At 69.6% G+C, this 21645-nt stretch carries 15 protein-coding genes; 10 read left to right on the forward strand and 5 right to left on the reverse strand.

Going from position 1 to position 21645, the window contains the following annotated elements:
* Positions 1-1072, reverse strand: a 1072-nt coding sequence (gene pyk, locus JWP28_RS01130) for a pyruvate kinase (protein WP_299539028.1), incomplete at its 3' end; no start/stop codon positions are given.
* Positions 1073-1184: 112 nt separating this feature from the next.
* On the opposite strand from pyk, the gene JWP28_RS01135 reads away from it, so the two are divergent.
* Positions 1185-2996 (forward strand): glycoside hydrolase family 15 protein, encoded by a 1812-nt coding sequence (locus JWP28_RS01135; protein WP_299539030.1) that lies wholly within the window; start codon positions 1185-1187, stop codon positions 2994-2996.
* Positions 2997-3167: 171 nt separating this feature from the next.
* On the opposite strand, the gene zwf is transcribed toward JWP28_RS01135, so the two are convergent.
* On the reverse strand, positions 3168-4631 hold the full coding sequence (gene zwf, locus JWP28_RS01140) for a glucose-6-phosphate dehydrogenase (protein WP_299539033.1): 1464 nt from the start codon (positions 4629-4631) through the stop codon (positions 3168-3170).
* 164 nt (positions 4632-4795) lie between these two features.
* On the opposite strand from zwf, the gene otsB reads away from it, so the two are divergent.
* The 4 genes from otsB (at position 4796) to JWP28_RS01160 (ending at position 11295) form a co-directional block, all read left to right on the forward strand.
* Positions 4796-5548, forward strand: a complete 753-nt coding sequence (otsB, locus tag JWP28_RS01145) for a trehalose-phosphatase (protein WP_299539037.1) — start codon at positions 4796-4798, stop codon at positions 5546-5548.
* Positions 5545-6945, forward strand: coding sequence for a trehalose-6-phosphate synthase (locus JWP28_RS01150; RefSeq protein WP_299539041.1), 1401 nt, complete (start codon positions 5545-5547; stop codon positions 6943-6945). The genes otsB and JWP28_RS01150 overlap by 4 nt, the downstream gene beginning before the upstream one ends.
* Before the next feature lie 10 nt (positions 6946-6955).
* Positions 6956-9625: a DNA ligase D gene (gene ligD / locus JWP28_RS01155; protein ID WP_299539043.1), complete on the forward strand. Its 2670-nt coding sequence runs from the start codon at positions 6956-6958 to the stop codon at positions 9623-9625.
* A 119-nt stretch (positions 9626-9744) separates the two neighbouring features.
* Positions 9745-11295, forward strand: a complete 1551-nt coding sequence (locus JWP28_RS01160; protein WP_299539045.1) for a carboxylesterase family protein — start codon at positions 9745-9747, stop codon at positions 11293-11295.
* 23 nt (positions 11296-11318) lie between these two features.
* Here JWP28_RS01160 and JWP28_RS01165 read toward each other — a convergent pair whose 3' ends face one another.
* The 3 genes from JWP28_RS01165 to JWP28_RS01175 form a co-directional block, all read right to left on the reverse strand.
* A complete protein-coding gene (locus tag JWP28_RS01165; protein ID WP_299539047.1) occupies positions 11319-11612 on the reverse strand; it encodes a DUF1330 domain-containing protein in 294 nt (97 codons plus the stop codon).
* A 52-nt stretch (positions 11613-11664) separates the two neighbouring features.
* Positions 11665-12522 (reverse strand): Ku protein, encoded by an 858-nt coding sequence (locus JWP28_RS01170; protein ID WP_299539050.1) that lies wholly within the window; start codon positions 12520-12522, stop codon positions 11665-11667.
* Positions 12523-12616: 94 nt separating this feature from the next.
* Positions 12617-14158: a carboxylesterase family protein gene (locus JWP28_RS01175; protein ID WP_299539052.1), complete on the reverse strand. Its 1542-nt coding sequence runs from the start codon at positions 14156-14158 to the stop codon at positions 12617-12619.
* A gap of 201 nt (positions 14159-14359) precedes the next feature.
* On the opposite strand from JWP28_RS01175, the gene JWP28_RS01180 reads away from it, so the two are divergent.
* The 5 genes from JWP28_RS01180 to JWP28_RS01200 all read left to right on the forward strand — a co-directional run bounded on the left by JWP28_RS01180 (position 14360) and on the right by JWP28_RS01200 (position 21602).
* The gene (locus JWP28_RS01180) at positions 14360-15325 is read left to right on the forward strand and encodes a radical SAM/SPASM domain-containing protein (RefSeq protein ID WP_299539054.1); all 966 of its coding nucleotides are present in this window, start codon (positions 14360-14362) and stop codon (positions 15323-15325) included.
* A gap of 84 nt (positions 15326-15409) precedes the next feature.
* Positions 15410-16213, forward strand: a complete 804-nt coding sequence (locus JWP28_RS01185; RefSeq protein WP_299539056.1) for a protein imuA — start codon at positions 15410-15412, stop codon at positions 16211-16213.
* On the forward strand, positions 16131-17660 hold the full coding sequence (locus tag JWP28_RS01190) for a DNA polymerase Y family protein (RefSeq protein ID WP_299539058.1): 1530 nt from the start codon (positions 16131-16133) through the stop codon (positions 17658-17660). Before JWP28_RS01185 ends, JWP28_RS01190 begins: the two co-directional genes overlap by 83 nt.
* Positions 17633-20884: an error-prone DNA polymerase gene (locus JWP28_RS01195; RefSeq protein WP_299539060.1), complete on the forward strand. Its 3252-nt coding sequence runs from the start codon at positions 17633-17635 to the stop codon at positions 20882-20884. Before JWP28_RS01190 ends, JWP28_RS01195 begins: the two co-directional genes overlap by 28 nt.
* A 37-nt stretch (positions 20885-20921) precedes the next feature.
* A complete protein-coding gene (locus JWP28_RS01200) occupies positions 20922-21602 on the forward strand; it encodes a TetR/AcrR family transcriptional regulator (protein WP_299539063.1) in 681 nt (226 codons plus the stop codon).
* The last annotated feature ends 43 nt before the right edge of the window (positions 21603-21645 follow it).

Consider the following 21645-nt stretch of genomic DNA (forward strand, 5'->3'; position numbering starts at 1 on the left):
CCACCAGGGCGTCGGCGTCGGCGTCCTCGACCGGGTACTCGGCGCGCATCAGCTCCGGCCAGCGCGGGTCCTGCTCCACGCGGGTGATGATCCGGTCCATCATCGCGACCGCCTCGACCGGATAGTCGCCGACCGCGCTCTCGGCCGACAGCATCAGGGCGTCGGCGCCCTCATAGACCGCGCCGGCCACGTCCGAGGCTTCGGCCCGCGTCGGCGTCGGCGAATGGGTCATGGACTCCAGCATCTGGGTCGCCACCACCACCGGGATGCCGCGCAGGCGCGCGGCGCGGACCAGCTGTTTCTGGACCACCGGCACCTCTTCGGGCGCCAGCTCCACGCCGAGGTCGCCGCGGGCGACCATGATCGCCTGGGACAGGTCGAGGATCTCGTCCAGGGCCTCCAGCGCCGAGGGCTTCTCGATCTTGGCCAGCACATTGGCGCGGCCCCGCACCAGGCTGCGCAGCTCGGCCATGTCGGAGCCGCGCTGCACGAAGGAGAGCGCCACCCAGTCGACGCCCTGGTTGAGCGCAAAGGCGAGGTCGGCGCGGTCCTTGTCGGTGAGCGCCGGGATCGGGATCGCCAGGCCGGGCAGGTTCAGCCCCTTGTGGTCGGAGAGCTGCTCGCCGGCCTCCACCACGGTGTCGGCATAGTCCGGGCCGTGCTTGACCACCCGCAGCCGCACCTTGCCGTCGTCGAGCAGGACGAGCGCGCCGGTCCGCAGGGCGGCGAACACCTCCGGATGCGGCACGCCGATCCGCGCGGCGTCGCCGGGCGTGGACTTCAGGTCGAGGCGCAGGTGGTGGCCGGACTTCAGCCGCACCACGCCGTCGGCGAACTCGCCAAGCCGCAGCTTCGGCCCCTGCAGGTCGGCGAGCACGGCGATGGGCCGGCCGACCGCCGCCTCGGCCTGGCGCACCGCCTGGATGGCGCGGGCGTGGTCGGCGTGGGCGCCGTGGCTGAAATTGACCCGGAACACGTCGGCGCCGGCCAGGGCCAGTTCACGGACCTTCGAGGCCTCGCTGCTGGCGGGTCCGAGGGTCGCGACGATTCGGGCTCTGCGCGCTCGGATCATGCAGGGAGGCTTAGGCTTCCGGAGCCAACCATATCAAGGCACGTTAGACACAGCGTCAGCCGAAATGAGCGGGGGCGACGATGACGCGGCTGCAGATCCGGGAACCGTACTGTTGACTCCAAGCCTCGAGCTCTTCCCGATCGGCAACTGCGCGGCGAGCGCCCTCATCGATGAGGGGGGCCGCTACGTCTGGGCCTGCGCGCCCCGGGTGGACGGCGATCCGTTCTTCTCCGCCCTGCTGAGCGGGCGCGACCCCGACGACGAGGACACGCGGGGCCTCTGGGCCGTCGAGGTGATCGCGCGCGCCCAGACCCAGCAGAGCTACCTGCGCAACACCCCGATCCTGACGACCGAGATCACCGACGCCTCGGGCGCGCGGCTTGAGATCATCGACTTCTGCCCCCGCTACCGGCAGTTCGGGCGGCTCTACCGGCCGCTGGCGTTCGTCCGGCTGATCCGGCCGCTGGCCGGCACGCCGCGCATCCGGATCAAGGTGCGGCCCACCGTCGACTACGGCGCGGCCGACGCCCAGACGACGATGGGCTCCAACCACATCCGCTATGTGGGCGGCGAGACGACGCTGCGCCTGACCACCGACGGGGCGGTGAGCCACATACTGGAGGAACGGGTGTTCCGGCTGGAGGAGCCCATCGCCCTCTTCCTGGGGCCCGACGAGGGCTTCGACGCCGACATCACCTCCACGACGCGGCGGATGCTGCGGGAAACCACCGACTATTGGCGCCACTGGGTGCGCACGCTGTCGGTGCCGCTGGAGTGGCAGGCCGCCGTAATCCGCTCAGCGATCACGCTGAAGCTCTGCGCCCACGAAGACACCGGCGCCATCGTGGCGGCGCTGACCACCTCGATCCCCGAGCATCCCGTCGAGCCCGGCGAGACCGCCCGCAACTGGGACTACCGCTACTGCTGGCTGCGTGACGCCTATTACGTCGTCCAGGCGCTGAACCGGCTGGGCGCAGCGGACATACTGGAGAACTACCTGGCCTACCTGCGCAACCTGGTCGACCAGGTGGGGGCGGACGGCCGTGTGCAGCCGGTCTACGGCGTGGGGCTGGAGCCGGTGCTGACCGAGCGGATCGCGCCGGCGCTTGCGGGCTACCGCGGTATGGGGCCGGTGCGGGTGGGCAACCAGGCGCACGAGCACATGCAGTACGACGTGTTCGGCCAGATCGTGCTCTCCACGGTCCAGGCGTTCTTCGACGAACGGCTGATCCGGCCCGCGACCATCGACGACTTCCGGGCCCTGGAGCCGGTCGGCGACCGGGCCTTCGAGCTGCACGACAAGCCGGACGCCAGCCTGTGGGAATTCCGCGGCCGCGAGGCGGTGCACACCTATTCGGCGGTGATGTGCTGGGCGGCCTGCGACCGGCTGGGCAACGCCGCCCAGAAGCTCGGCCTGCGCGAGCGCGCCGACCACTGGAACGACCGCGCCGCCCGGATCCGCTCGACCATCGAGGCGGAGGCCTGGAACCGGGAGCTCGGCCGCTACGCCTCGACCTTCGGCGGCGACCAGCTGGATGCGTCCTTGCTGCAACTGGTCGACGTGCGGTTCTGCTCGCCGGACCATCCGCGGATGCTGGCGACCATGCAGGCGGTGGAGAAGGGCCTGCGGCGCGGCTCCTTCATGCTGCGCTATGCCCTGCCGGACGACTTCGGCGAGCCGAAGACCGCCTTCAACTTCTGCACCTTCTGGCTGATCGAGGCGCTGCACCTCGCCGGCCGGACGGACGAGGCCCGGCAGATGTTCGAGGAGATGCTGAGCCGCCGCACCAAGGCCGGCCTGCTCTCCGAAGACATCACCTTCGACGGCAAGGAGCTGTGGGGCAACTACCCGCAGACCTACTCCCTGGTCGGCCTGATCAACTGCGCGACCCTGCTGTCGCGGCCGTGGTCGAGCGTGCGGTGAGGAAGTTCCTCCCACGCTTTGCGGGGGAGGTGGATCGGCGCGGATACGCGGCGAGACGGAGGGGGCGCGCGGACTCCTCGCTTCGAACGACTCAGAGCCCGGTCGCCCGCGCGCCCCCTCCGTCAGCTTCGCTGACACCTCCCCCGCGTCGCGGGGGAGGAACTTGGGCGCTCAATCCAACCACGCCCGTTCCGACCGCTCGATGAGCGCGAAGGCGCCGGCCGGGCCCCAGCTGCCGGCGGCGTAGGGCTTGGGGGCCATGCCGGCTTCGGCCCAGGCGTCGGCGACCCCGTCGACCCAGCGCCAGGCCTCCTCGACCTCGTCGCGGCGCACGAACAGGGTGGAGTTGCCGTGGATCACGTCCAGCAACAGCCGCTCGTAGGCGATCCGCCGCCGTGAGCCGGGGCCCTCGTAGGCGCGCAGCAGGGAGAGCGAGAGCGGCAGGGACTGCAGCCGCATGCCGCCGTGGTTGATGCCCGGCGCCTTGTTCATCAACAGCAGTTCGATGTCCTCGTCCGGCTGCAGGTCGATGACCAGGCGGTTGGCGACCAGATCGTCCTTGGCCGCGTCGCCGAAGATCGAATGCGGCACCGGCTTGAACTGGATGACCACCTGGGTGCGCCGCTCGGGCAGGCGCTTGCCAGTGCGCAGGAAGAACGGCACGCCGGCCCAGCGCCAGTTGTCGATGTCGACGCGCAGCGCCACGAAGGTCTCGGTGCCGGTGGGCTGGCCGCGCTCGGTCTCGTAGCCCGCGACCTCTTTCCCGCCGACGACGCCCTTGGTGTACTGGCCGCGGACCGAGGCGCTCTGGGCGTCGGCGCGGGTGAAGCGGCGGAGCGATCTGAGCACCTTGACCTTCTCGTTGCGCACCGAGCGCGGGTCCATGTCGGCCGGCGGCTCCATGGCCACGAAGCAGAGCAGCTGCAGCATGTGGTTCTGCAGCATGTCGCGCAGCGCGCCGTACTCGTCGTAATAGGGCCAGCGATCGCCCACCCCCTCGGTCTCCGCCACTGTGATCTGCACGTGGTCGATGGTGAGGTTGTTCCAGAGCGGCTCGAAGAGGGTGTTGGCGAAGCGGAGCGCGATCAGGTTCTGGACGGTTTCCTTGCCCAGGTAGTGGTCGATGCGGAAGATCCGGTCCTCGTTGAACACCGCCCCCACCGCCTCGTTGACCTCGCGCGAGCTCTCCAGGTCCCGGCCGATCGGCTTCTCCAGCACGATGCGGCTTTCGCCGGTGGCGAGGCCGGACGCGGCGAGCGCCGCGCAGACCCGGCCGTAGAGGCTTGGCGAGATCGCCAGGAAGAATATCGGCCGCCCGTAGCCTTCGAGGTGAGGCCCCAGCGCCGCGACGCCCTCGGTCGTCGTAGCGTCACAGGCGACGTAGTCCAGCCGGCTGCAGAACCGTGCCCAGACCCCGTCGTCGATCTCCTCGGCCCGGGCGTCGAGCACCTTGCGCGCCTGCTCCACGAACTCTTCGCGGCTCAGCTGGGCGCGGGCGGTGGCCAGGATCTTGAAGCCCAGCGGCAGGAGGCCGTCGGCGTCGAGGAAGTAGAGCGACGGCAACAGCATGCGCCGCGACAAGTCGCCGGTCGCGCCGAACAGAACCATTGCGTCGGCCAGCGGCGATTCGGCCATCGAGTGTCACCTCAAGTCGTGGTTGGTTGAAACGGGCGCATAGCGCGGATTGCTGCACGCGACGTCAAGGGCGGGACGCGTTCACGATGATGAATGGCGCCGCCGCGCCGGGATCGAAGGCGCCGCTTGCGCGTTGGGAAATAGGCCTGGGGGCGAGCCGAGCCATGTCCATTCATGACCTCACTGTCGGACTGCCTGCGCCCAAGCCGCTCCGGCTGAGCGAGACCGCGCTGTTGCTCGACCTCGACGGCACGCTGGCGCCCATCGCCGCGCGGCCGCAGGACGTCCGCCCGGACCCCCGCCGCACCAGCCTGCTGGAGCGCCTGGTCCAGAAGCTGGACGGCCGCCTGGCGGTGGTGAGCGGGCGCACCCTGGCCGACGTCGACCGCATCCTGGAAGGCTGCGTGACCCCCGTGGCGGCGGTCCACGGCCTGGTCCTGCGCGGCCCTGACGGAGTGGTGCGCGAGACCCCGCCGCATCCCAACCTCGCCAAGGCCGCCGAGGGCTTCCGCGCCTTCGCCGCCCGCGACACAGGCCTGATCGTCGAGCAGAAGGGCGGCCTTTCGGTCGCCCTGCACTTCCGGCTGGCCAGCGGCCAGGCCGAGGCCGCCCGGGCCTGCGCCCGCCGGCTCGCCGCCGAGACGGGCCTGGTCCTGCAAGAAGGCGACATGGTCGAGGAGCTGCGCGCGCCGGGCGCCAGCAAGGGCGACAGCGTGCGGACCTTCATGGCGGGCCCGCCGTTCGCCGGCGCCATGCCGGTGTTTGTCGGCGACGACGCCACCGACGAGGACGGCTTCGCGGCCGCGCAGGCGCTGGATGGCGCGGGCGTCCGCGTCGGCGCCCCGAGGCCCACGGCTGCGCGCTGCGGACTGATCGGCGTGGAGGCGGCGCTGGTCTGGTTGGAGGCGTCATCGTGAGCCGCCTCATCATCGTCTCCAACCGCGTGAACCCGCCGAACGCCTCCGGCGAGGAGACCGTCGGCGGCCTCGCCATGGCGCTGGCCGCAGCGCTGCGGGAATATTCCGGCCTGTGGTTCGGCTGGAGCGGCAAGACGACGCCGGAGTTCACCGGTGCGCTCAATATCCACACGCTCGACGGGGTGACGGCGGCCGTGGTGGACCTCGAGGAGGCCGATCTCGACGAATATTACAACGGCTACGCCAACAAGACCCTGTGGCCGCTGTTCCACTACCGCACGGACCTTGCCGCCTACGATCGGGCCTATGGCGAGGGCTACAGCCGCGTGAACCGGCGGTTCGCCGAGACGCTCGCGCCCCTGATCGAGCCGGACGACCTGATCTGGGTGCATGACTATCACCTGATCCCGCTCGGCCGGGAGCTGCGGGCGTTGGGCGTCAAGAACCGCATCGGCTTCTTCCTGCACGTGCCCTGGCCCGCTCGCCAGGTGTTCACCACCCTGCCCGGCCACGCGCTGCTGGCGCAGGCGATGTTCGACTACGACCTGGTCGGCTTCCAGACCGTCGAGTACCTGCAGGCCTTCGAGGAATATGTGCTGAACGAGGTGGGCGGCGCGCAGCCCGACCCCGGCCGGCTGAAGGCCTTCGGCCGCACCGTGAAGGTCGGCGCCTTCCCGATCGGCATCGACGCGCCGGACTTCGCCCGCATGCTGAAGAGCGCCAAGGCCAGGCGGATGCGCGACCTGATGACCGCCGCCACCGTCTTCCGCTACCTGGTGGTGGGCGTCGACCGCCTCGACTACTCCAAGGGCCTCGAAGAGCGGTTCATGGGCTTCGAACGGTTCCTCGCCGACAACCCGGACATGCGCCGCGAGGTGCTGATGCTGCAGATCGCTCCGGTGAGCCGCGAGAGCGTCGAGGCCTACCAGGAGATCCGCGGACGGCTGGACGCGCTGTCGGGCCGCATCAACGGCGACTTCGCGGACGTGGACTGGAACCCGTTCCGCTATGTGAACAAGAACTACCGCCGCGACGAACTGGCCGGCATCTACGGCGCGGCCCGCGTCGGCCTGGTGACCCCGCTGCGCGACGGCATGAACCTGGTCGCCAAGGAGTTCGTCGCCGCACAGAACCCGGAAGATCCGGGCGTGCTGATCCTGTCACGCTTCGCCGGCGCCGCGCGGCAGCTGGAGGAGGCGCTGCTGGTCAACCCCAACAGCCCGGAGGATATCGCCGACGCCTTGAAGCGGGCGCTCGCCATGGAGAAGCCGGAGCGAATCCGCCGTTGGCGCGCTCTCTTCGACAACGTCCAGCGCGAGGACGTCACCGCCTGGCGCGACGCCTTCGTCAGCGCCCTGGCCGGCGTCACGGAACAGCGGACCGCGCTGGCCAGCTGAGGGAGCCCGCATGGCCAAGACCGCCAGCGCCGACGAGAAGCTCGCCCGCTACCAGTCGATGCGCGACTTCTCGAAGACTGAGGAGCCCAGCGGCAAGGAGAAGGTCCGGCCGTCCAAGCGCCTGCGTTTCGTGGTCCAGAAGCACGACGCCACCCGCCTGCACTACGATTTCCGCCTGGAGCTCGACGGGACCTTCAAGTCCTGGGCGGTGACCAAGGGTCCGTCGATGGACCCGCACGACCGCAGGCTGGCCGTGGAGGTCGAGGACCATCCGCTCGACTACGGCGACTTCGAAGGCACGATCCCCAAGGGCCAGTACGGCGGCGGCACGGTGATGCTCTGGGACCGGGGCTATTGGGAGCCGGAACCAGGAACCGACCCGCACGAGGGCCTGCGCAAGGGCGACCTGAAGATCATCCTGGACGGCGAGCGGCTGAAGGGCGGCTTCGTGCTGGTGCGCATGAAGCCCCGCGAGCGCGAGAAGCGGAACAACTGGCTCTTGATCAAGCACCACGACGGCTACGCCGTGGAGGGCGACGGAATGGCGCTGGTCGAGGAGGCGACGACCTCGGTGGCCTCGGGCCGCACTATGGAGGAGATCGCCGCCGGCAGGGGCAAGGGGCCCACCCGCTTCATGACCGGCAAGGCGCGCGCCGCCGCCAAGCGCGTCTGGCAGTCGAACCGCCCGGAGAAGGACGACAAGCCCGCCGCCGCGCCCCTGCGCACGGCGCCCGCGCCCAGGCTGAAGGCCGCCGCCCTGCCGGGGTTCGTGCCGCCGCAGCTCGCCAAGTCGGTTGACCGCCCGCCGCAGGGGTCCGGCTGGGGCCATGAGATCAAGTTCGACGGCTACCGCCTGCAACTGCGCGTCGAAAACGGCCACGCGACGCTGAAGACCCGCGCCGGCCTCGACTGGACGGCCAAGTTCAATCAAATCTCCCAAGAGGCCGAAAGCTTGCCGGACTGCCTGATCGACGGCGAGGCCTGTGCGCTGGACGCCAACGGGGCGCCGGACTTCGCGGCGCTGCAGGCGGCGCTGTCGGACGGCAGGACCGGCGACCTGATCTTCTTCGCCTTCGACCTGCTGTTCGCCGACGGCTCGGACCTGAGGAACCTGCCGCTCCGCGAGCGCAAGGCCCGTCTGAAGGCCCTGCTCGACGCCGCGCCGAAGGCCGCCCCATCCAAAAAAGGGGGGCGCATCCGCTACGTCGACCATTTCGAGATCGCCGGCGACGCGGTGCTGCAGTCGGCCTGCCGCATGTCGCTGGAGGGGATCGTGTCGAAGCGGCTCGACGCCCCCTACCGCTCCGGCCGCAGCGAGAGCTGGCTGAAAGCCAAATGCCGCGCCGGCCACGAGGTGGTGATCGGCGGCTGGACCGGCGAGGCAGGCCAGCTCCGCTCGCTGCTGGTCGGCGTCCACAAGGGCGACAAGCTGGTCTATGTCGGCCGGGTCGGCACGGGCTTCGGGCGCGACACGGTGGCCCGCGTGCTGCCGCGCCTCGCCAAGCTCGAATCCGACAAGAACCCCTTCGTCGGTCCGGGCGCGCCGCGCAAGGAGGCCGACGTCCACTGGGCGAAGCCGGACCTGGTCGCCGAGATCGAGTTCGCGGGCTTCACCGCCTCGGGGATGGTCCGCCAGGGCGCGTTCAAGGCGCTGCGCGAGGACAAGCCCGCGGACGAAGTGCAGGCCGAGACGCCGGCTCCAATCGAGGACGTCGAGCTTGCGGAACCGGCCCCGAAGGCCAAACCTGCGCCGGCGAAAAAGGCGGGACCACCGATCGTCATGGGCGTCACCCTCTCCAATCCCGACAAGGCGCTGTGGCCGGACGGCGGCGACGGAGCGCCGGTCACCAAGCTGGACCTCGCCCGCTATCTGGAGGAGGTCGGCCCCTGGATGATGGTCCACATCAAGGGCCGCCCCTGCTCCATCATCCGAACGCCGGACGGCATCAACGGCGACCAGAAGTTCTTCCAGCGCCACGTCGGCAAGGGCTCCTCGGCGCTGATCTCCGAGGTCAAGGTGTTCGGCGATCACAAACCCTACCTGCAGATCGACCGCATCGAGGCGCTGGCGGCGCTGGCCCAGCAGGGGGCGACCGAATACCACCCCTGGAACTGCCAACCCTTCCAGCCGGAGGTCCCCGGCCGCCTGGTGTTCGACCTCGACCCCGACGAGGCCATCCCCTTCGACCGGGTAATCGAGGGCGCGCTGGCGGTGAAGGAACGGCTGGAGGCGCTGGGCCTCGTCGCCTTCTGCAAGACCACCGGCGGCAAGGGGCTGCACGTGGTCACGCCGCTGAAGGACGGGCCAAAGAAGCAGGGAGGGGGCAAGGTGGATTGGCCGACCGCCAAGCAGTTCGCCCAGGACGTCTGCCTGGCCATCGCCCGCGACCAGCCCGACCGCTACGTGGTCAACATGGCCAAGGCCAAGCGGGTGGGCCGGATCTTCCTCGACTATCTGCGCAACGACCGCATGGCGACGGCGGTGGCCCCGCTGTCGCCGCGCGCGCGGCCGGAGGCGCCGGTTTCCTTCCCGCTCACCTGGAGCCAGGTGAGCCCGGGCCTCGATCCCAAGGCCTTCACCATCCGCACCGCCCCGGCCCTGCTGAAGAAAACCAAGGCCTGGGCCGACTACTGCGACGCCGAGCAGCCGCTCGGGCCGGCGATCAGGAAGCTGAAGTAGCCGCCTGGTCCATCGGCGTCTGTGCATCTGGCCGCGCGCACCCATACCGGTCTTTCGAGACACAATCGCGCAACAGCCACCCCTTAGAGACCGGCGAAAATCCTTTGGGGGAAACACTGATGATCGTTCGTCGCTCGCTCACCGCGGCTGTCCTGGCGCTGACCTTCGCCGCGGCGCCGGTCGCCAGCTTCGCCCAAGCCGCCGCCCCGATGGCGGCCCAGGCTGGCGGGCCGGTGGTGAAGATCAAGCAGGGCGCGGTGCGCGGCGCAGCGGTCGAGGGCGTCGAGATGTTCCTCGGCATCCCCTACGCCGCCCCGCCGGTGGGCGACCTGCGCTGGCGGCCGCCTGCAGCTCCTGCCGGCTGGAGCGGCGAGCGCGACGCCTCCAAGCCCGGCGCCACCTGCCAGCCCAACCGCGACGGCTCGCTGGTCGAGGACTGCCTGTTCGCCAACGTCACGCGCCCTGTCGGCGCAAAGCCGGGGGCGAAGCTCCCGGTGCTGGTCTGGATCCACGGCGGCGGCTTCACCATCGGCGCCGCCACCGGCGCCTTCGGGGCCGAGACCGACGGCATCCAGTTCGCCAAGGACGGGGTGATCACCGTCTCGGTCAGCTACCGCCTGGGCCGCGCCGGCTGGTTCGCCCATCCGGCGCTCTGCAAGGAGGGCCCCTGCGGCAACTACGGCCTGATGGACCAGATCGCGGCGCTGAAGTGGGTGCAGGCCAATGCCGCCTCCTTCGGCGGCGACCCCAGGAACGTCACCATCGCCGGCGAAAGCGCCGGCGGCATTTCGGTGCTGGAGCTGATGCTGGCGCCCGATGCGCGCGGCCTGTTCCAGAAGGCGATCGGCGAATCCAGCTTCGGCCGGCTCGAGCCCACGCCGCTGAAGGGGGCCGAGGCCGCCGGCGTGAAGGCCGCGGCTCTCGTGGGCGTCACCGGCGAGGACGCCGCGGCGGCCGCGGCGCTGCGCAAGGCCTCGCTGTCGGCCATGCCCTACTCAGGCCCCTTCACCTCCCGCGCCGGCCCGATCCTGGATGGGCGCTATGTGCAGGGCGGCATCGCCCAGGGGTTCGCGGCCGGCAAGCAGGCCAAGGTCCCGCTGTTGATCGGCGGCAACTCCAACGAAGCGAGCCTGTTCCGGCCGCAGGCCGCAGCGCTGGACGCCATCCCCGCCGCCCGCAAAGACGCCGCCATGGCCGCCTTCGACCCGACGGGCGTGGGCAACAAGCTGCAGATCGTCAACGACATGGCGACGCGCCAGTACGTCACCGAGCCCGACCGCGCCATCTCGCGGGCGCAGGCCAAGGCCGGAGCGCCGGTCTACCTCTACTACTTCTCCTATGTGACCCCGGCTCAGCGCGGCACGTCGCTGGGCGCGGGCCACACCGCCGAGATCAAGTACGCCTTCGCAGGGCCGAAGCAGAAGTTCGCAGCCGATGACCTGCCGCTCGCCAAAGCGGTCAACGCCTACTGGGCGGCCTTCATCAAAAGCGGCGCCCCGGACAGCGCCGGCGGCCCCGCCTGGCCGAGGTTCACGCCCGCGACGGAGGCCTCCATGGAGTTCGGCGCCGACGGCCCGGTGGCCCACGAGCACCACCTCAAGGCCCAGCTCGACTGGCAGGAAGAGGCTGTGAAGGCCGGGGCCGGCGCTTCGCCGAGCGCCCCGAAGTAGGGGGCACACGACGCGGCGGGCGCCTAGGCGGGCGCGTAGCCGTCCGCCACATAGACCCGCGACCGCGAGCTGGCGTCGCGGATCGGCAGGATGGCCTGGTAGGCGGGCGACGCCCGCCACGCCAGCGCCGCGGCCCGGTCGGGGAATTCCAGGATCACCAGGCGGCCGGGCGGCTCGCCCTCGATCGCTTCGCTGGCGCCGCTGCGCACCAGGTAACGCCCGCCGAACGGCGGCAGGGTCGGCGGAACCTGGACGACATAGGTCTGGAACGTCTCGGCGTCGTCCACCCAGATCTCGTTGACCACATAGGCCGCCATGCCGTTCCTCCGCCCGCAGGCGGCGGAGCCTAGCCAGCGGGCGGCGACAAGCCTAGGCCCGCTTCTTGGCCGCCGCGCGCCTGGCGGCGGGTTTCTTGGCCGGGCCGGCTCGCGAGGGCGCCTTGCGCCGATCGCCGCCGGATTGGCCGAGGCTGCGCTTGAGCGCCTCCATGAGGTCGATGACCTCCGCCTCCTTGGGCTCCTCGGGCGCCTTGATGGTGTGGCCCTTCTCCTTTTCCTTGATCAGGTCGCGGAGCGCGTCCTCGTAGCGGTCGTTGAACAGGCTGGGGTCGAACGGGCCCTCCAGTTGGTCGATGATCTTGGTGGCGATCTCGACCATCTGCGGCGGCGGCTTGACGTCCTTGATATGGGCGAAGATCTCCTCGGCCTGGCGGACCTCGCGCCGGTTGCGCAGGGTGTAGGCGAGGATGCCCTTGTCGCGCGGCTCCAGCGCCATCAGCCGCTCGCGCTGGTGCATGACCAGGCGGCCCAGCGCCACCTTGCCGGCCTTCTTCATCGCCTCGCGGATCACCGCGAAGGCTTCCACCGCCATGTCCCCGTCGGGGGCCAGGAAGTAGGGGTCGTTCCAGTAGAGCCGGTCGATGTCGGCCTCGTCGACGAACCGCTCGATGTCCAGCGTCCGCGTGGTTTCCAGCCGGACGTTCTTGATCTCCTCGTCGGTGATGACGACGTAATGGCCCTTCTCTATCTCGTAGCCCTTTACGATCTCTGAGCGCTCGAACGGCCCGGTCTCCGGGTCGGTGGGGATCATCTTGATGCGGTTATGGGTCTCCTTCGACAGCATGTTGAAGTGCACCTCGCCGGTGCGCGAGGTGGCCGTGTAGAGCGCCACCGGACAACTCACCAGGCTGAGCCGCAGGTAGCCTTGCCACGTCGGACGGGTTGCCATGGCCGAGCGATCCCCTTGAACAGACTCAGCAAACGCGGCTGCGCGGAGTCAGTTCGGAATCCCCAAGCGAAGGAGATGGAGCGCCGATCTGCGGCTACTTCCCGAGCGCCAGGGTCGGCAGGGTGACCGCCTGTTGCGCGTCGAGCTGCGTCTTGCGGAAATTGGTCCGCACGCCGCTCGATGCCCCGAACTCCATCAGCTGATCCTTGGCCGGGGTGTAGGCGGGCCAGGCCTGACCCCCGCATCTCGGGACGCCGGTCTTGGCGAAGGCGACCCAGCAGGCGTGCATCAGGCTCGCCACCTCGTGGTCCTTGGCGCTGACCATGCTCATCGGCGTGCGGCGGCCCCAATATTCCCAGACGTACTGGATCTCGTCGGCGTGGCTGGCGCGGGTCTTCGAGGCCGGGAAGCGCGAGCCCACGTAGGAGAAGTAGTAAAGCCAGGCGGGCTTGCCAGATGACGCCCCGGCGGCCACCCAGCGGGCCGAGCCGCCCATGATCCGGTCAGTGAAGATGGCGCGGGCCAGGACCTCGTCGCCGGCCGCCGCCTCCTCCTTGTAGACCGCGCGTGCGGCGGCGGGGATCATCGCCAGGACCTGCGGCGACAAGGGGCCGGGGCCCATCAGCGAGTCCTCTCCGGAGTTGGAGCCGATGATCAGCGGCACGTCGGCGAGATGACCATTGGCCATCGCCTGGGAGGCTGTCTCGGTCATCAGCTTGCCGTCGATGAACGGCCCATAGTTGCCGTTGAGCGGGACCAGTTTCTCAACCGGGATCGCGCGCAACTCTGCAGGGGTGGTCGCGGTGATCCCGGCCTTGGCGAGGAGCGCGACGTCGCCGGCCTCCTTGGCCGCCAGGGTCGTCGGCGGGAACCAGCCGCCTCCGGATTCCACGATGGCGTTCTTATAGAGTCCGTCGGCCGCCGGCGTGGCCAGCAGCGCCAGGATGTCCATGCCGCCGGCGCTCTCGCCGAAGACGGTGACGTTCTTCGGATCGCCGCCGAAGGCCGCGATGTTGCGCTGGACCCACTTCAGCGCCGCGATCTGATCCATCTGGCCATAGTTGCCGATGACCTCGCCCGACTTGGCCGCCTTGGTCAAAGCCGGATGAGCGAAATAGCCCAGGGCGCCAAGCCGGTAGTTGATGGTCACCGCCACCACGCCGTCGCGGGCGAAGTTCTCACCGCCGTAAATCCAGCCCGCGCCGGTGCGATTGCTGCCGCCGTGGATCCAGACCATCACCGGCGCGCCCCCTTTTGCGTTTTTGGGGGCGTGCGGCATGTCGGAGTTCTTGGGGGCGTAGACGTTGAGCTGCAGGCAGTCTTCCGAGGTGGGACCGTTGGCGCCGCCGGTGTTGGGCGTCCCGTCGGCGTTCATCGGTTGCGGGCACGAGGGCCCGGCCTCCGCCGCCGGTCTCGGCGTCGTCCAGGGCTTCGCGGGCTGAGGCGGCGCCCAGCGCAGCTCGCCCACCGGCGGGGCGGCGAAGGGGATGTTCTTGAAGACGTTGGCCTTGTCGCCGGCGACGCCCACGACCGGGCCGGAATCGATCTTCACGGTGACCGGCCGGGCCGGCTGGGCCTGGACCGCGCCTGCGGCCAGCAGCGCCGCGGCCGCGAGAATTGTCGTGATCCGGATCATGGCCGTGCTCCCCCTCGTCGTTTGCGCAGACCATCCGGCCTGAACGTAGTTGGGTCAAGGAACCGGCTTCCTACGCCGACAATGGGCGGAATTTGTCGCGTACCCCGGCCTGCGACCAACCTTGGTTTCGGGAGGGCGCGCGTGCTAGCGATGGGTCCGGTTGCATCGGCGGCCGGCTAACACGGGTAGTTGAGTCTCTGCATGTATATCGGACCGGAGATGTACGCAGAAATCACAGACCGGGAGACTGCCCGGGAGATTTTTGCGAAGACTGTCACCCGGGTCGAGATGGAGACCCATTCGTATTGCAATAGACGCTGTTCCTATTGCCCGAATGTCGTCGGCGATCGCCTTGGTGAAAACCAGCACATGCCGGGCGATATCTGGAAGACGATTATCGGAAATCTTGAAGAGATAGGTTACGACAAGAATCTAGTCCTCAATTATTACAATGAGCCGCTGGCTGATCGGGCCATTCTGGGCTATATCAGGGAGGCACGGGCCCGCCTGCCAAAATGCCGGATTATGATATACTCCAACGGAGACTATCTCGATCCGGGCTTCATTGACGAACTTGCTGACGCCGGCCTCAATTATCTTCATATTTCGATTCACCTGAAACGAGGTGATGAATATACCGATTTATACGTGGTGAATCGTATCAATGAGATCTCCGTAAGGATGGGGATCCCGGCGAAGGTCGTCCGTATCCAATCGGGAGAATTCATCATCGCGCAGGCCGCGCATCGCGTGATGGAAATCGAGGTTCGCGGGATCAATTTCTACAAGCACGGCACCGACAGAGGCGGCCTGATCGACGACATCACGACCGCCGCAAAGAGAACGGCTTCCTGCTTCTTTCCCTTCGCCCACTTCGTCATCGGCTTCAACGGCCTGATCGCCCCATGCTGCCATATCCGCAGCGACCGTCCGGAGCACAAGCTGTATATTTACGGGAACCTTCGGGACTACGATTCGATCTTCCAGGCATTCACGAGCGCGCCTGCCGCCGCCTGGCGCCGTGAACTGGTTGGCGGTCAGGAAAAGCGCCGCCCTTGTGACACCTGCTCTGCGGGCGTGCTCCAGAAACCCGAGGACCGAGACGCCTTTGCCGAGGCTCATCGGCGATACGTCGCCGCCCCCGGGGCCGCCGTCGTATCTGGGTGACTCCCGCAAAGCGGGACCGCGGGAACTTGACTCCCATTTCCACAGGTCTAGAACAAAAGTGGAACGAAAGGAGTCCGGGAAGTCATGTCCGATTTTCGCGCAGGGCGTCTCGCCGCCATGCGGGCGAAGATCGCCGCCATCGAGGCGGGCGGGCGGCCGGACTCTGAATCCCTGCCGTTCGGGAACGCTCGGATCGACACCTGCCTGCCAGGCGGCGGCCTGCCGCTCGGCCGCTGGCACGAGATCGGCGGGACAGGCATGGAGGTGGAGACGGCCGCTGCGCCGGCGGCCTTCACCGCGCTCCTGGCCGCACCCCTGGCCAGGCGCGGCGAGGTGGTCTGGGTGCTGCGGCGCGACGACCTCTGCGCGCCGGGGCTCTTGGGCCTGGGGTTCCCGCCGGAGCGGCTGATCCAGGTCTGCGCCCGCGACGAGGCCGAGGCGCTGTCGGTGATGGAGGATGCGCTGTCGACGGTGGGCGTCGCCGCCGTGGTCGGCGAGGTCGAGGCCGCGGACCTGACCGCCGGGCGCCGGCTGCAGCTCGCCTGCGAGAAACGCGCCGCCACCGGCTTCCTGATCCTGCGCCGGCCCTATGGCGGCCAGGCCCGGCGCGAGGCCACCGGATCGGCGGCGGCCACCCGCTGGCGGATCGCCTCGGCCCCCTCCGAGCCGCCGGCCGGCGAGTTCGGCCTGGGCGCGCCCCGCTTTCGCGTCGAACTGGAACGCTGCCGCGGCGGGCGGACGGGGGCGTGGCTCATGGAGGCCCCAAGAGCCTACGAACCTGGAGCCTATTCTTGGGAGAAGACGGATGTCGCGCATCCTCTGCGCCTGGTCGCCGAGCTGGACGATCGCCAACTGGCGCCGGCGCTGCCCTTCCGACGCGCCGGCTAGTCCCTTCGCCCTGCTGGAGACGGTGCGGGCCGTGCGTCGCCTGGCCGCTGTCGACGCGGCCGCGGCAAGACTCGGACTCCACCCCGGCCAGAAGGCCACCGACGCCCTGGCCCTGGTCCCGGAGCTGACGACCGCCGAGGCCGAGCCGGAAGCGGACGCCGCGGCGCTCACTGCGCTCATCGACTGGTGCGTGCGCTTCTCGCCGGCGGTGGCGGCCGACGCGCCGGACGGCCTCTTCCTGGAGGTCACCGGCGTTGACCACCTGTGGGGCGGGGAGGCGCAGATGCTGGCGGATTTCCGCAGCCGGCTGATCGCCAACGGCCTGCCGTTCCGCTGCGCCATCGCCGACACCCCCGGCGCGGCCTGGGCGCTGGCCCACTTCGGCGAGGACGGGACCATCGCCCCGCCCGGCGAGCAGGCCGCCCTTCTGGCCCCCCTGCCGCCGGCGGCGATGCGGCTTTCCACCGAGACCTGGGCGCAGATCGAGCGGCTGGGCCTGCGCCAGGTCGGCCAGCTGATGGCGATCCCGCGCGCCCCCTTCGCCCGCCGGTTCGGTCGCGCCGCGCTGACCCGCCTCGACCAGGCGCTGGGCCGCGAAAAGGAGGCGCTGACCTTCCGCCGCCCGCCGACGCCGTGGTTCGCCAGGCTGGCCTTCGCCGAGCCGATCAGCGCGCCGGAAGACATGGCCCGCGTCACCTTCGACGTCGCCGCCAAGCTTTGCGCCCGGCTGGAGGCCGAGGGCCAGGGCGCGCGGCGCTTCGAGGTCTGCTTTCACCGGCTGGACGGCAAGGCCCTGCCGCTCGAGATCGGCCTCTCCCTGCCCGGCCGCGACGCCCGCCGCATCGCCAAGCTGTTCGGCCCCAAGCTAGAGACCGTCGACCCGGGGTTCGGGATCGAGGTGGTGACGCTGGCGGCCCACGCCGTGGAGCCGATCTCCGGTCGCCAGGCGCGGCTGGACAATGCCCGCGAGGCCACCGTCGAGGAGGGCCTGGCGCCGCTCGTCGACCGGCTCGCCAACCGCCTGGGCGAAGAGCGCGTCTGGCGCGCCGTGCCGGTGGAGAGCCACGTCCCGGAGCTGGCGGTGGGTCGCGCCCGGCCGCTCGCCGCACCGCCGGACACCCGGCCGTGGGACAAGGAGACCCCACGCCCAACCCGCCTCTTCCGTCGCCCCGAGGCGCTGGAGGCGGTGATGGCGCTTACCCCGGACGATCCGCCGACCCAGTTCCGCTGGCGCGGCCAGCTGCACCGCGTGCGCCGCGCCGAGGGGCCCGAGCGGATTGGTGAGGAATGGTGGAAGGCCGCGATCGAGGACGTCGAGGCCGGCCGCGTGCGCGACTACTACCGCGTGGAGGACGCCGAGGGCGCCCGCTTCTGGCTGTTCCGCGCCGGCCTCTACGCCGATCCCGAGACCCCGCCGAAATGGTGGCTGCACGGATTGTTCGGATGACCCGCTACGCCGAGCTCCAGGCCGCGACCAACTTCTCGTTCCTGCGCGGGGCGTCGCATCCGCATGAGCTGGTGGTGGGCGCCGATGCGCTGGGCATGGAGGCGATCGGGATTTGCGACCGCAACTCCCTGGCCGGCGTGGTGCGCGCCTGGTCGGCGAAGAAGGACCTGCAGAAGACCGGCTCGAAAATCCGCGACCTCACCGGCTGCCGCCTGGACTTCGCCGACGGGACGCCGAGCCTGCTGGTCTATCCTTCGGACCGCGAAGCCTACGGCCGGCTGACCCGCCTGCTGACCGTCGGCCAGCGGCGGGCGAAGAAGGCCGACTGCCACCTGCATTGGTCGGATTTCCTGGATCACGCCGCGGGCCAGCTTGTCCTGGTCGTCCCGCCGGAGCGGCTGGACGAGGCGTTCGAGCGCGACCTCAGGCGCATCGCCGGCGAACTCACCGGCGCCGTCTGGCTGGCCGCGGCGCGGCGTTACGGCGCCCGGGACCTCAAGCGCCTTTCGCACCTCGCACAGCTCGCCCAGGCTTCAGGCGCGCCCATGGTGGCGGTGGGCGACGTGCTCTACCACGGCCCCGAACGCCGGGCGTTGCAGGACGTGCTGACCTGCATCCGCGAGGGCTGCACGATCCAGAACGCGGGCCTAAGGCTCGAGGCCAACGCCGAGCGCCATCTGAAGTCGCCGGCCGAGATGGCCCGCCTGTTCGCCCGCTTTCCCGGCGCCGTCGAGCGCAGCGTCGAGATCGCCGAGCGGATCGAGTTCGACCTGGGTCAACTGCGCTACGAATACCCCGACGAACCGGTGCCCCCGGGCGACACGGCCATTCACCATCTGCGTCGGCTGACCTGGCGCGGCGCACAGCACCGGTTCGAAAAAGGCCTGCGGCAGCGGGAGCGGCGGACCCTCAAACGGGAACTCGACCTCATCGAGAAGCTCGGGTTCGCCAACTATTTCCTGACCGTCCACGACATCGTCCGCTGGGCGCGCGAACAGGATATTCTCTGCCAGGGCCGCGGCTCGGCGGCCAATTCCTGCGTCTGCTACTGCCTGGAAGTCACAGCGGTCGATCCGACGAAGGATGACCAGGACCTCCTGTTCTCGCGCTTCATCTCCGAGGAACGGGGCGAACCGCCGGATATCGATGTCGACTTCGAGCATGAGCGGCGCGAGGAGGTGATGCAGTACGTCTACGAACGCTACAGCCGTGACCGGGCGGCGATCGTGGCCACCGTCATCCACTACCGGCCGCGCATGGCGATCCGCCAGGTCGGCAAGGCGCTGGGCCTGACCGAGGACATTACAGCCGCCCTCGCCAATACGGTCTGGGGGAGTTGGGGTGACAACGTCCCGGACGAACACATCCGCCAAGCGGGCCTCGATCCGGCGAACCCGGAAGTCCGCCGGGCCGTCACGCTGGCCGAACAGCTCCTCGGTTTCCCGCGGCACCTGTCGCAACACGTCGGCGGCTATGTGCTGACCAAGCGTCGGCTCGACGAGACCGTGCCGATCGGCAACGCGGCCATGAAGGACCGCACCTTCATCGAGTGGGACAAGGACGACATCGACGCCCTGGGCCTGATGAAGGTCGACGTGCTGGCGCTGGGCATGCTGACGGCCTTGAAACGCAGCTTCGACATGCTGCCGCCGCTGCCGGACGGACGCCGCATCACCGACATCACTCACATCCCGCAGGAGGACCCGGAGGTCTACGACATGCTCTGCAAGGCCGACTCCGTGGGCGTCTTCCAGGTGGAGAGCCGGGCGCAGATGTCGATGCTGCCGCGGCTGAAGCCCGAGAAGTTCTACGACCTGGTCATCGAGGTGGCGATCGTCCGTCCGGGCCCGATCCAGGGCGACATGGTGCATCCCTACCTGCGGCGGCGGGAAGGAACGGAGCCCGTGGAATTCCCTGCGCCTTCGCCGGAACACGGGCCAAGGGACGAGCTCGCCAAGGTGCTCGGCAAGACCTTCGGCGTGCCGCTGTTCCAGGAACAGGCCATGCGCCTGGCGATCGAAGCGGCCAAATTTTCCGACGACGACGCCGACGGCCTGCGTCGCTCCATGGCCACCTTCCGCGCCAATGGACGGCTGGGGGAATACCGGGAGATGTTCATCCAGGGCATGGCCAAGCGCGGCTATGACCCGGAGTTCGCTGCGCGCTGCTTCAAGCAGATCGAGGGCTTCGGCTCCTACGGCTTTCCGGAGAGCCATGCGATCAGCTTCGCGCTCCTGGTTTACGCCTCGGCCTGGGTGAAATGTCATCACCCGGAAGTATTCTGCGCGAGCCTGCTCAACAGCCAGCCGATGGGCTTCTACCAGCCGGCCCAGCTGGTCCGCGACGCACGCGATCACGGCGTGGAGGTCCGTCCGCCGGACATCGTCTCCAGCGATTGGGACTGCACGCTGGAGCCGCCCGACGACCCGCGCGCGCCGCACCGTGCGCTTCGCCTGGGCCTTCGCCAGATCAAGGGGTTCAAGGAAGACGAGGCCAAGGCGTTCATGAAGGCGCGGACCTGCGGCCTCGCCACTGTGGAGGACTTCGTCCTGCGGTCTGGCCTGTCCCGGCGGGGGCTGGAACTGCTGGCCGAGGCCGACGCCTTCCGGTCGCTGGGCCTCGACCGCCGCCAGGCGCTCTGGGCGGTGAAGGGCATGGCCGGCGAAATCCGCGCCGATCGCGACGCGCCATTGCTGACCCGCCAGAGCCTGAAGGAGGCCCAGGTCCAGCTGCCGTTCATGAGCCCGCCCAAGCAGGTCGCCGAGGACTACCGCACCACCAGCCTGTCCTTGAAGGCCCACCCGGTGAGCTTCTTCCGCGGCGATCTCGAGCGGATGCGGGTGGCCCCCTGCGCGGCGCTGAAGACCCTGCGCGACCGTCGCCGCATTTCGGTGGGCGGGCTGGTGCTGGTCCGCCAGCGGCCGGGCACCGCCAAGGGCGTGGTGTTCCTGACGCTGGAGGACGAGACCGGCATCGCCAACATCGTCTGCTGGAAGGACGCCTTCGACGCCAACCGCCGGCTGGTGATGAGCGCCTCCTTCCTGGTGGTGCATGGCCAGCTGCAGGTCGCCAACAATGTCATCCACCTGGTCGCCGAACGCTTCACCGACCTTTCCGCCAAGCTGGGCGAGATGCGCGACCACGAGGAGGCCCCCGGCGCCGCCCCACCGCCGCCCCACGCCCGGGTCTCCAGCCGCCTCGTCCGCAGCCGCGACTTCCATTAGGCTTGGCGGGACAGTCCGGGAGCGCCATGCTCAAGCCATGGCGAAGACAGCAAAGCCCAAGGTCCCGCGCGGGCCCAACGCCCAGCGGCGGGCCTCGACGCGGGCGAAGATCATGGAGGCGGCGGTGCGCTGCCTGGCCGAGTTCGGCTATGCGGCCACCTCCACGCCCCTGGTGGCGCGGCTGGCCAAGGTCAGCCGCGGCTCCCTGCTGCACCAGTTCCCCACCAAGGTGGACCTGATCATCGGCGTGGCTGAGTACGCCTCCGCCGCCCGGGGCGCGAAGGTGCTCGAGGAGCTGGCGCCCTATCCGGAGGGTCCCGGCCGGTTCCTGCACGGCGTGGACGCGGTCTGGGCGTCGCTGCACACGCCTGCCGCCATCGCGCTGATGGAGGTGACTATCGCCGCCCGCTCGGACCCGGAACTCGCCGCGCGCTATCCGGCGTTCGCCGGCGACCTGGAGGACCGGCTGCGCCGGGCGCGCATCCGGATGGCCGACAACCTTGGCGTGCCGGAGCGGCTGGAAGAAATCGAGGCGGTGGCCCACCTGACGCGCATGGCGCTAAACGGGCTGGCCATGGAATCAGTGTTCATCGGCCGCGCCTCGCCTGACGCGCCGCGGGTGATCGCGCTGCTCAAGGCCCTGCGCCAGCGGCTGGTGGACGAGCTGCAGAACGGCAAGCCCGCACCTGTAGGCAAAGTTGATCACAAACCGGACTGACCCCTAAGCTCCGGTCGCGCCCTGTCGGATCGGCATGGTATGA

This window comes from Phenylobacterium sp. (genome assembly GCF_028290885.1).
Lineage (GTDB): Bacteria > Pseudomonadota > Alphaproteobacteria > Caulobacterales > Caulobacteraceae > Phenylobacterium.

Coding starts and splice junctions, on each gene's coding strand:
- zwf (WP_299539033.1), bottom strand. CDS start 4,631: ATGGCCGAATCGCCGCTGGCCGACGCAATGGTTCTGTTCGGCGCGACC.
- otsB (WP_299539037.1), top strand. CDS start 4,796: ATGTCCATTCATGACCTCACTGTCGGACTGCCTGCGCCCAAGCCGCTC.
- ligD (WP_299539043.1), top strand. CDS start 6,956: ATGGCCAAGACCGCCAGCGCCGACGAGAAGCTCGCCCGCTACCAGTCG.
- JWP28_RS01160 (WP_299539045.1), top strand. CDS start 9,745: ATGATCGTTCGTCGCTCGCTCACCGCGGCTGTCCTGGCGCTGACCTTC.
- JWP28_RS01165 (WP_299539047.1), bottom strand. CDS start 11,612: ATGGCGGCCTATGTGGTCAACGAGATCTGGGTGGACGACGCCGAGACG.
- JWP28_RS01170 (WP_299539050.1), bottom strand. CDS start 12,522: ATGGCAACCCGTCCGACGTGGCAAGGCTACCTGCGGCTCAGCCTGGTG.
- JWP28_RS01175 (WP_299539052.1), bottom strand. CDS start 14,158: ATGATCCGGATCACGACAATTCTCGCGGCCGCGGCGCTGCTGGCCGCA.
- JWP28_RS01180 (WP_299539054.1), top strand. CDS start 14,360: ATGTATATCGGACCGGAGATGTACGCAGAAATCACAGACCGGGAGACT.
- JWP28_RS01185 (WP_299539056.1), top strand. CDS start 15,410: ATGTCCGATTTTCGCGCAGGGCGTCTCGCCGCCATGCGGGCGAAGATC.
- JWP28_RS01190 (WP_299539058.1), top strand. CDS start 16,131: ATGTCGCGCATCCTCTGCGCCTGGTCGCCGAGCTGGACGATCGCCAAC.
- JWP28_RS01195 (WP_299539060.1), top strand. CDS start 17,633: ATGGTGGCTGCACGGATTGTTCGGATGACCCGCTACGCCGAGCTCCAG.
- JWP28_RS01200 (WP_299539063.1), top strand. CDS start 20,922: ATGGCGAAGACAGCAAAGCCCAAGGTCCCGCGCGGGCCCAACGCCCAG.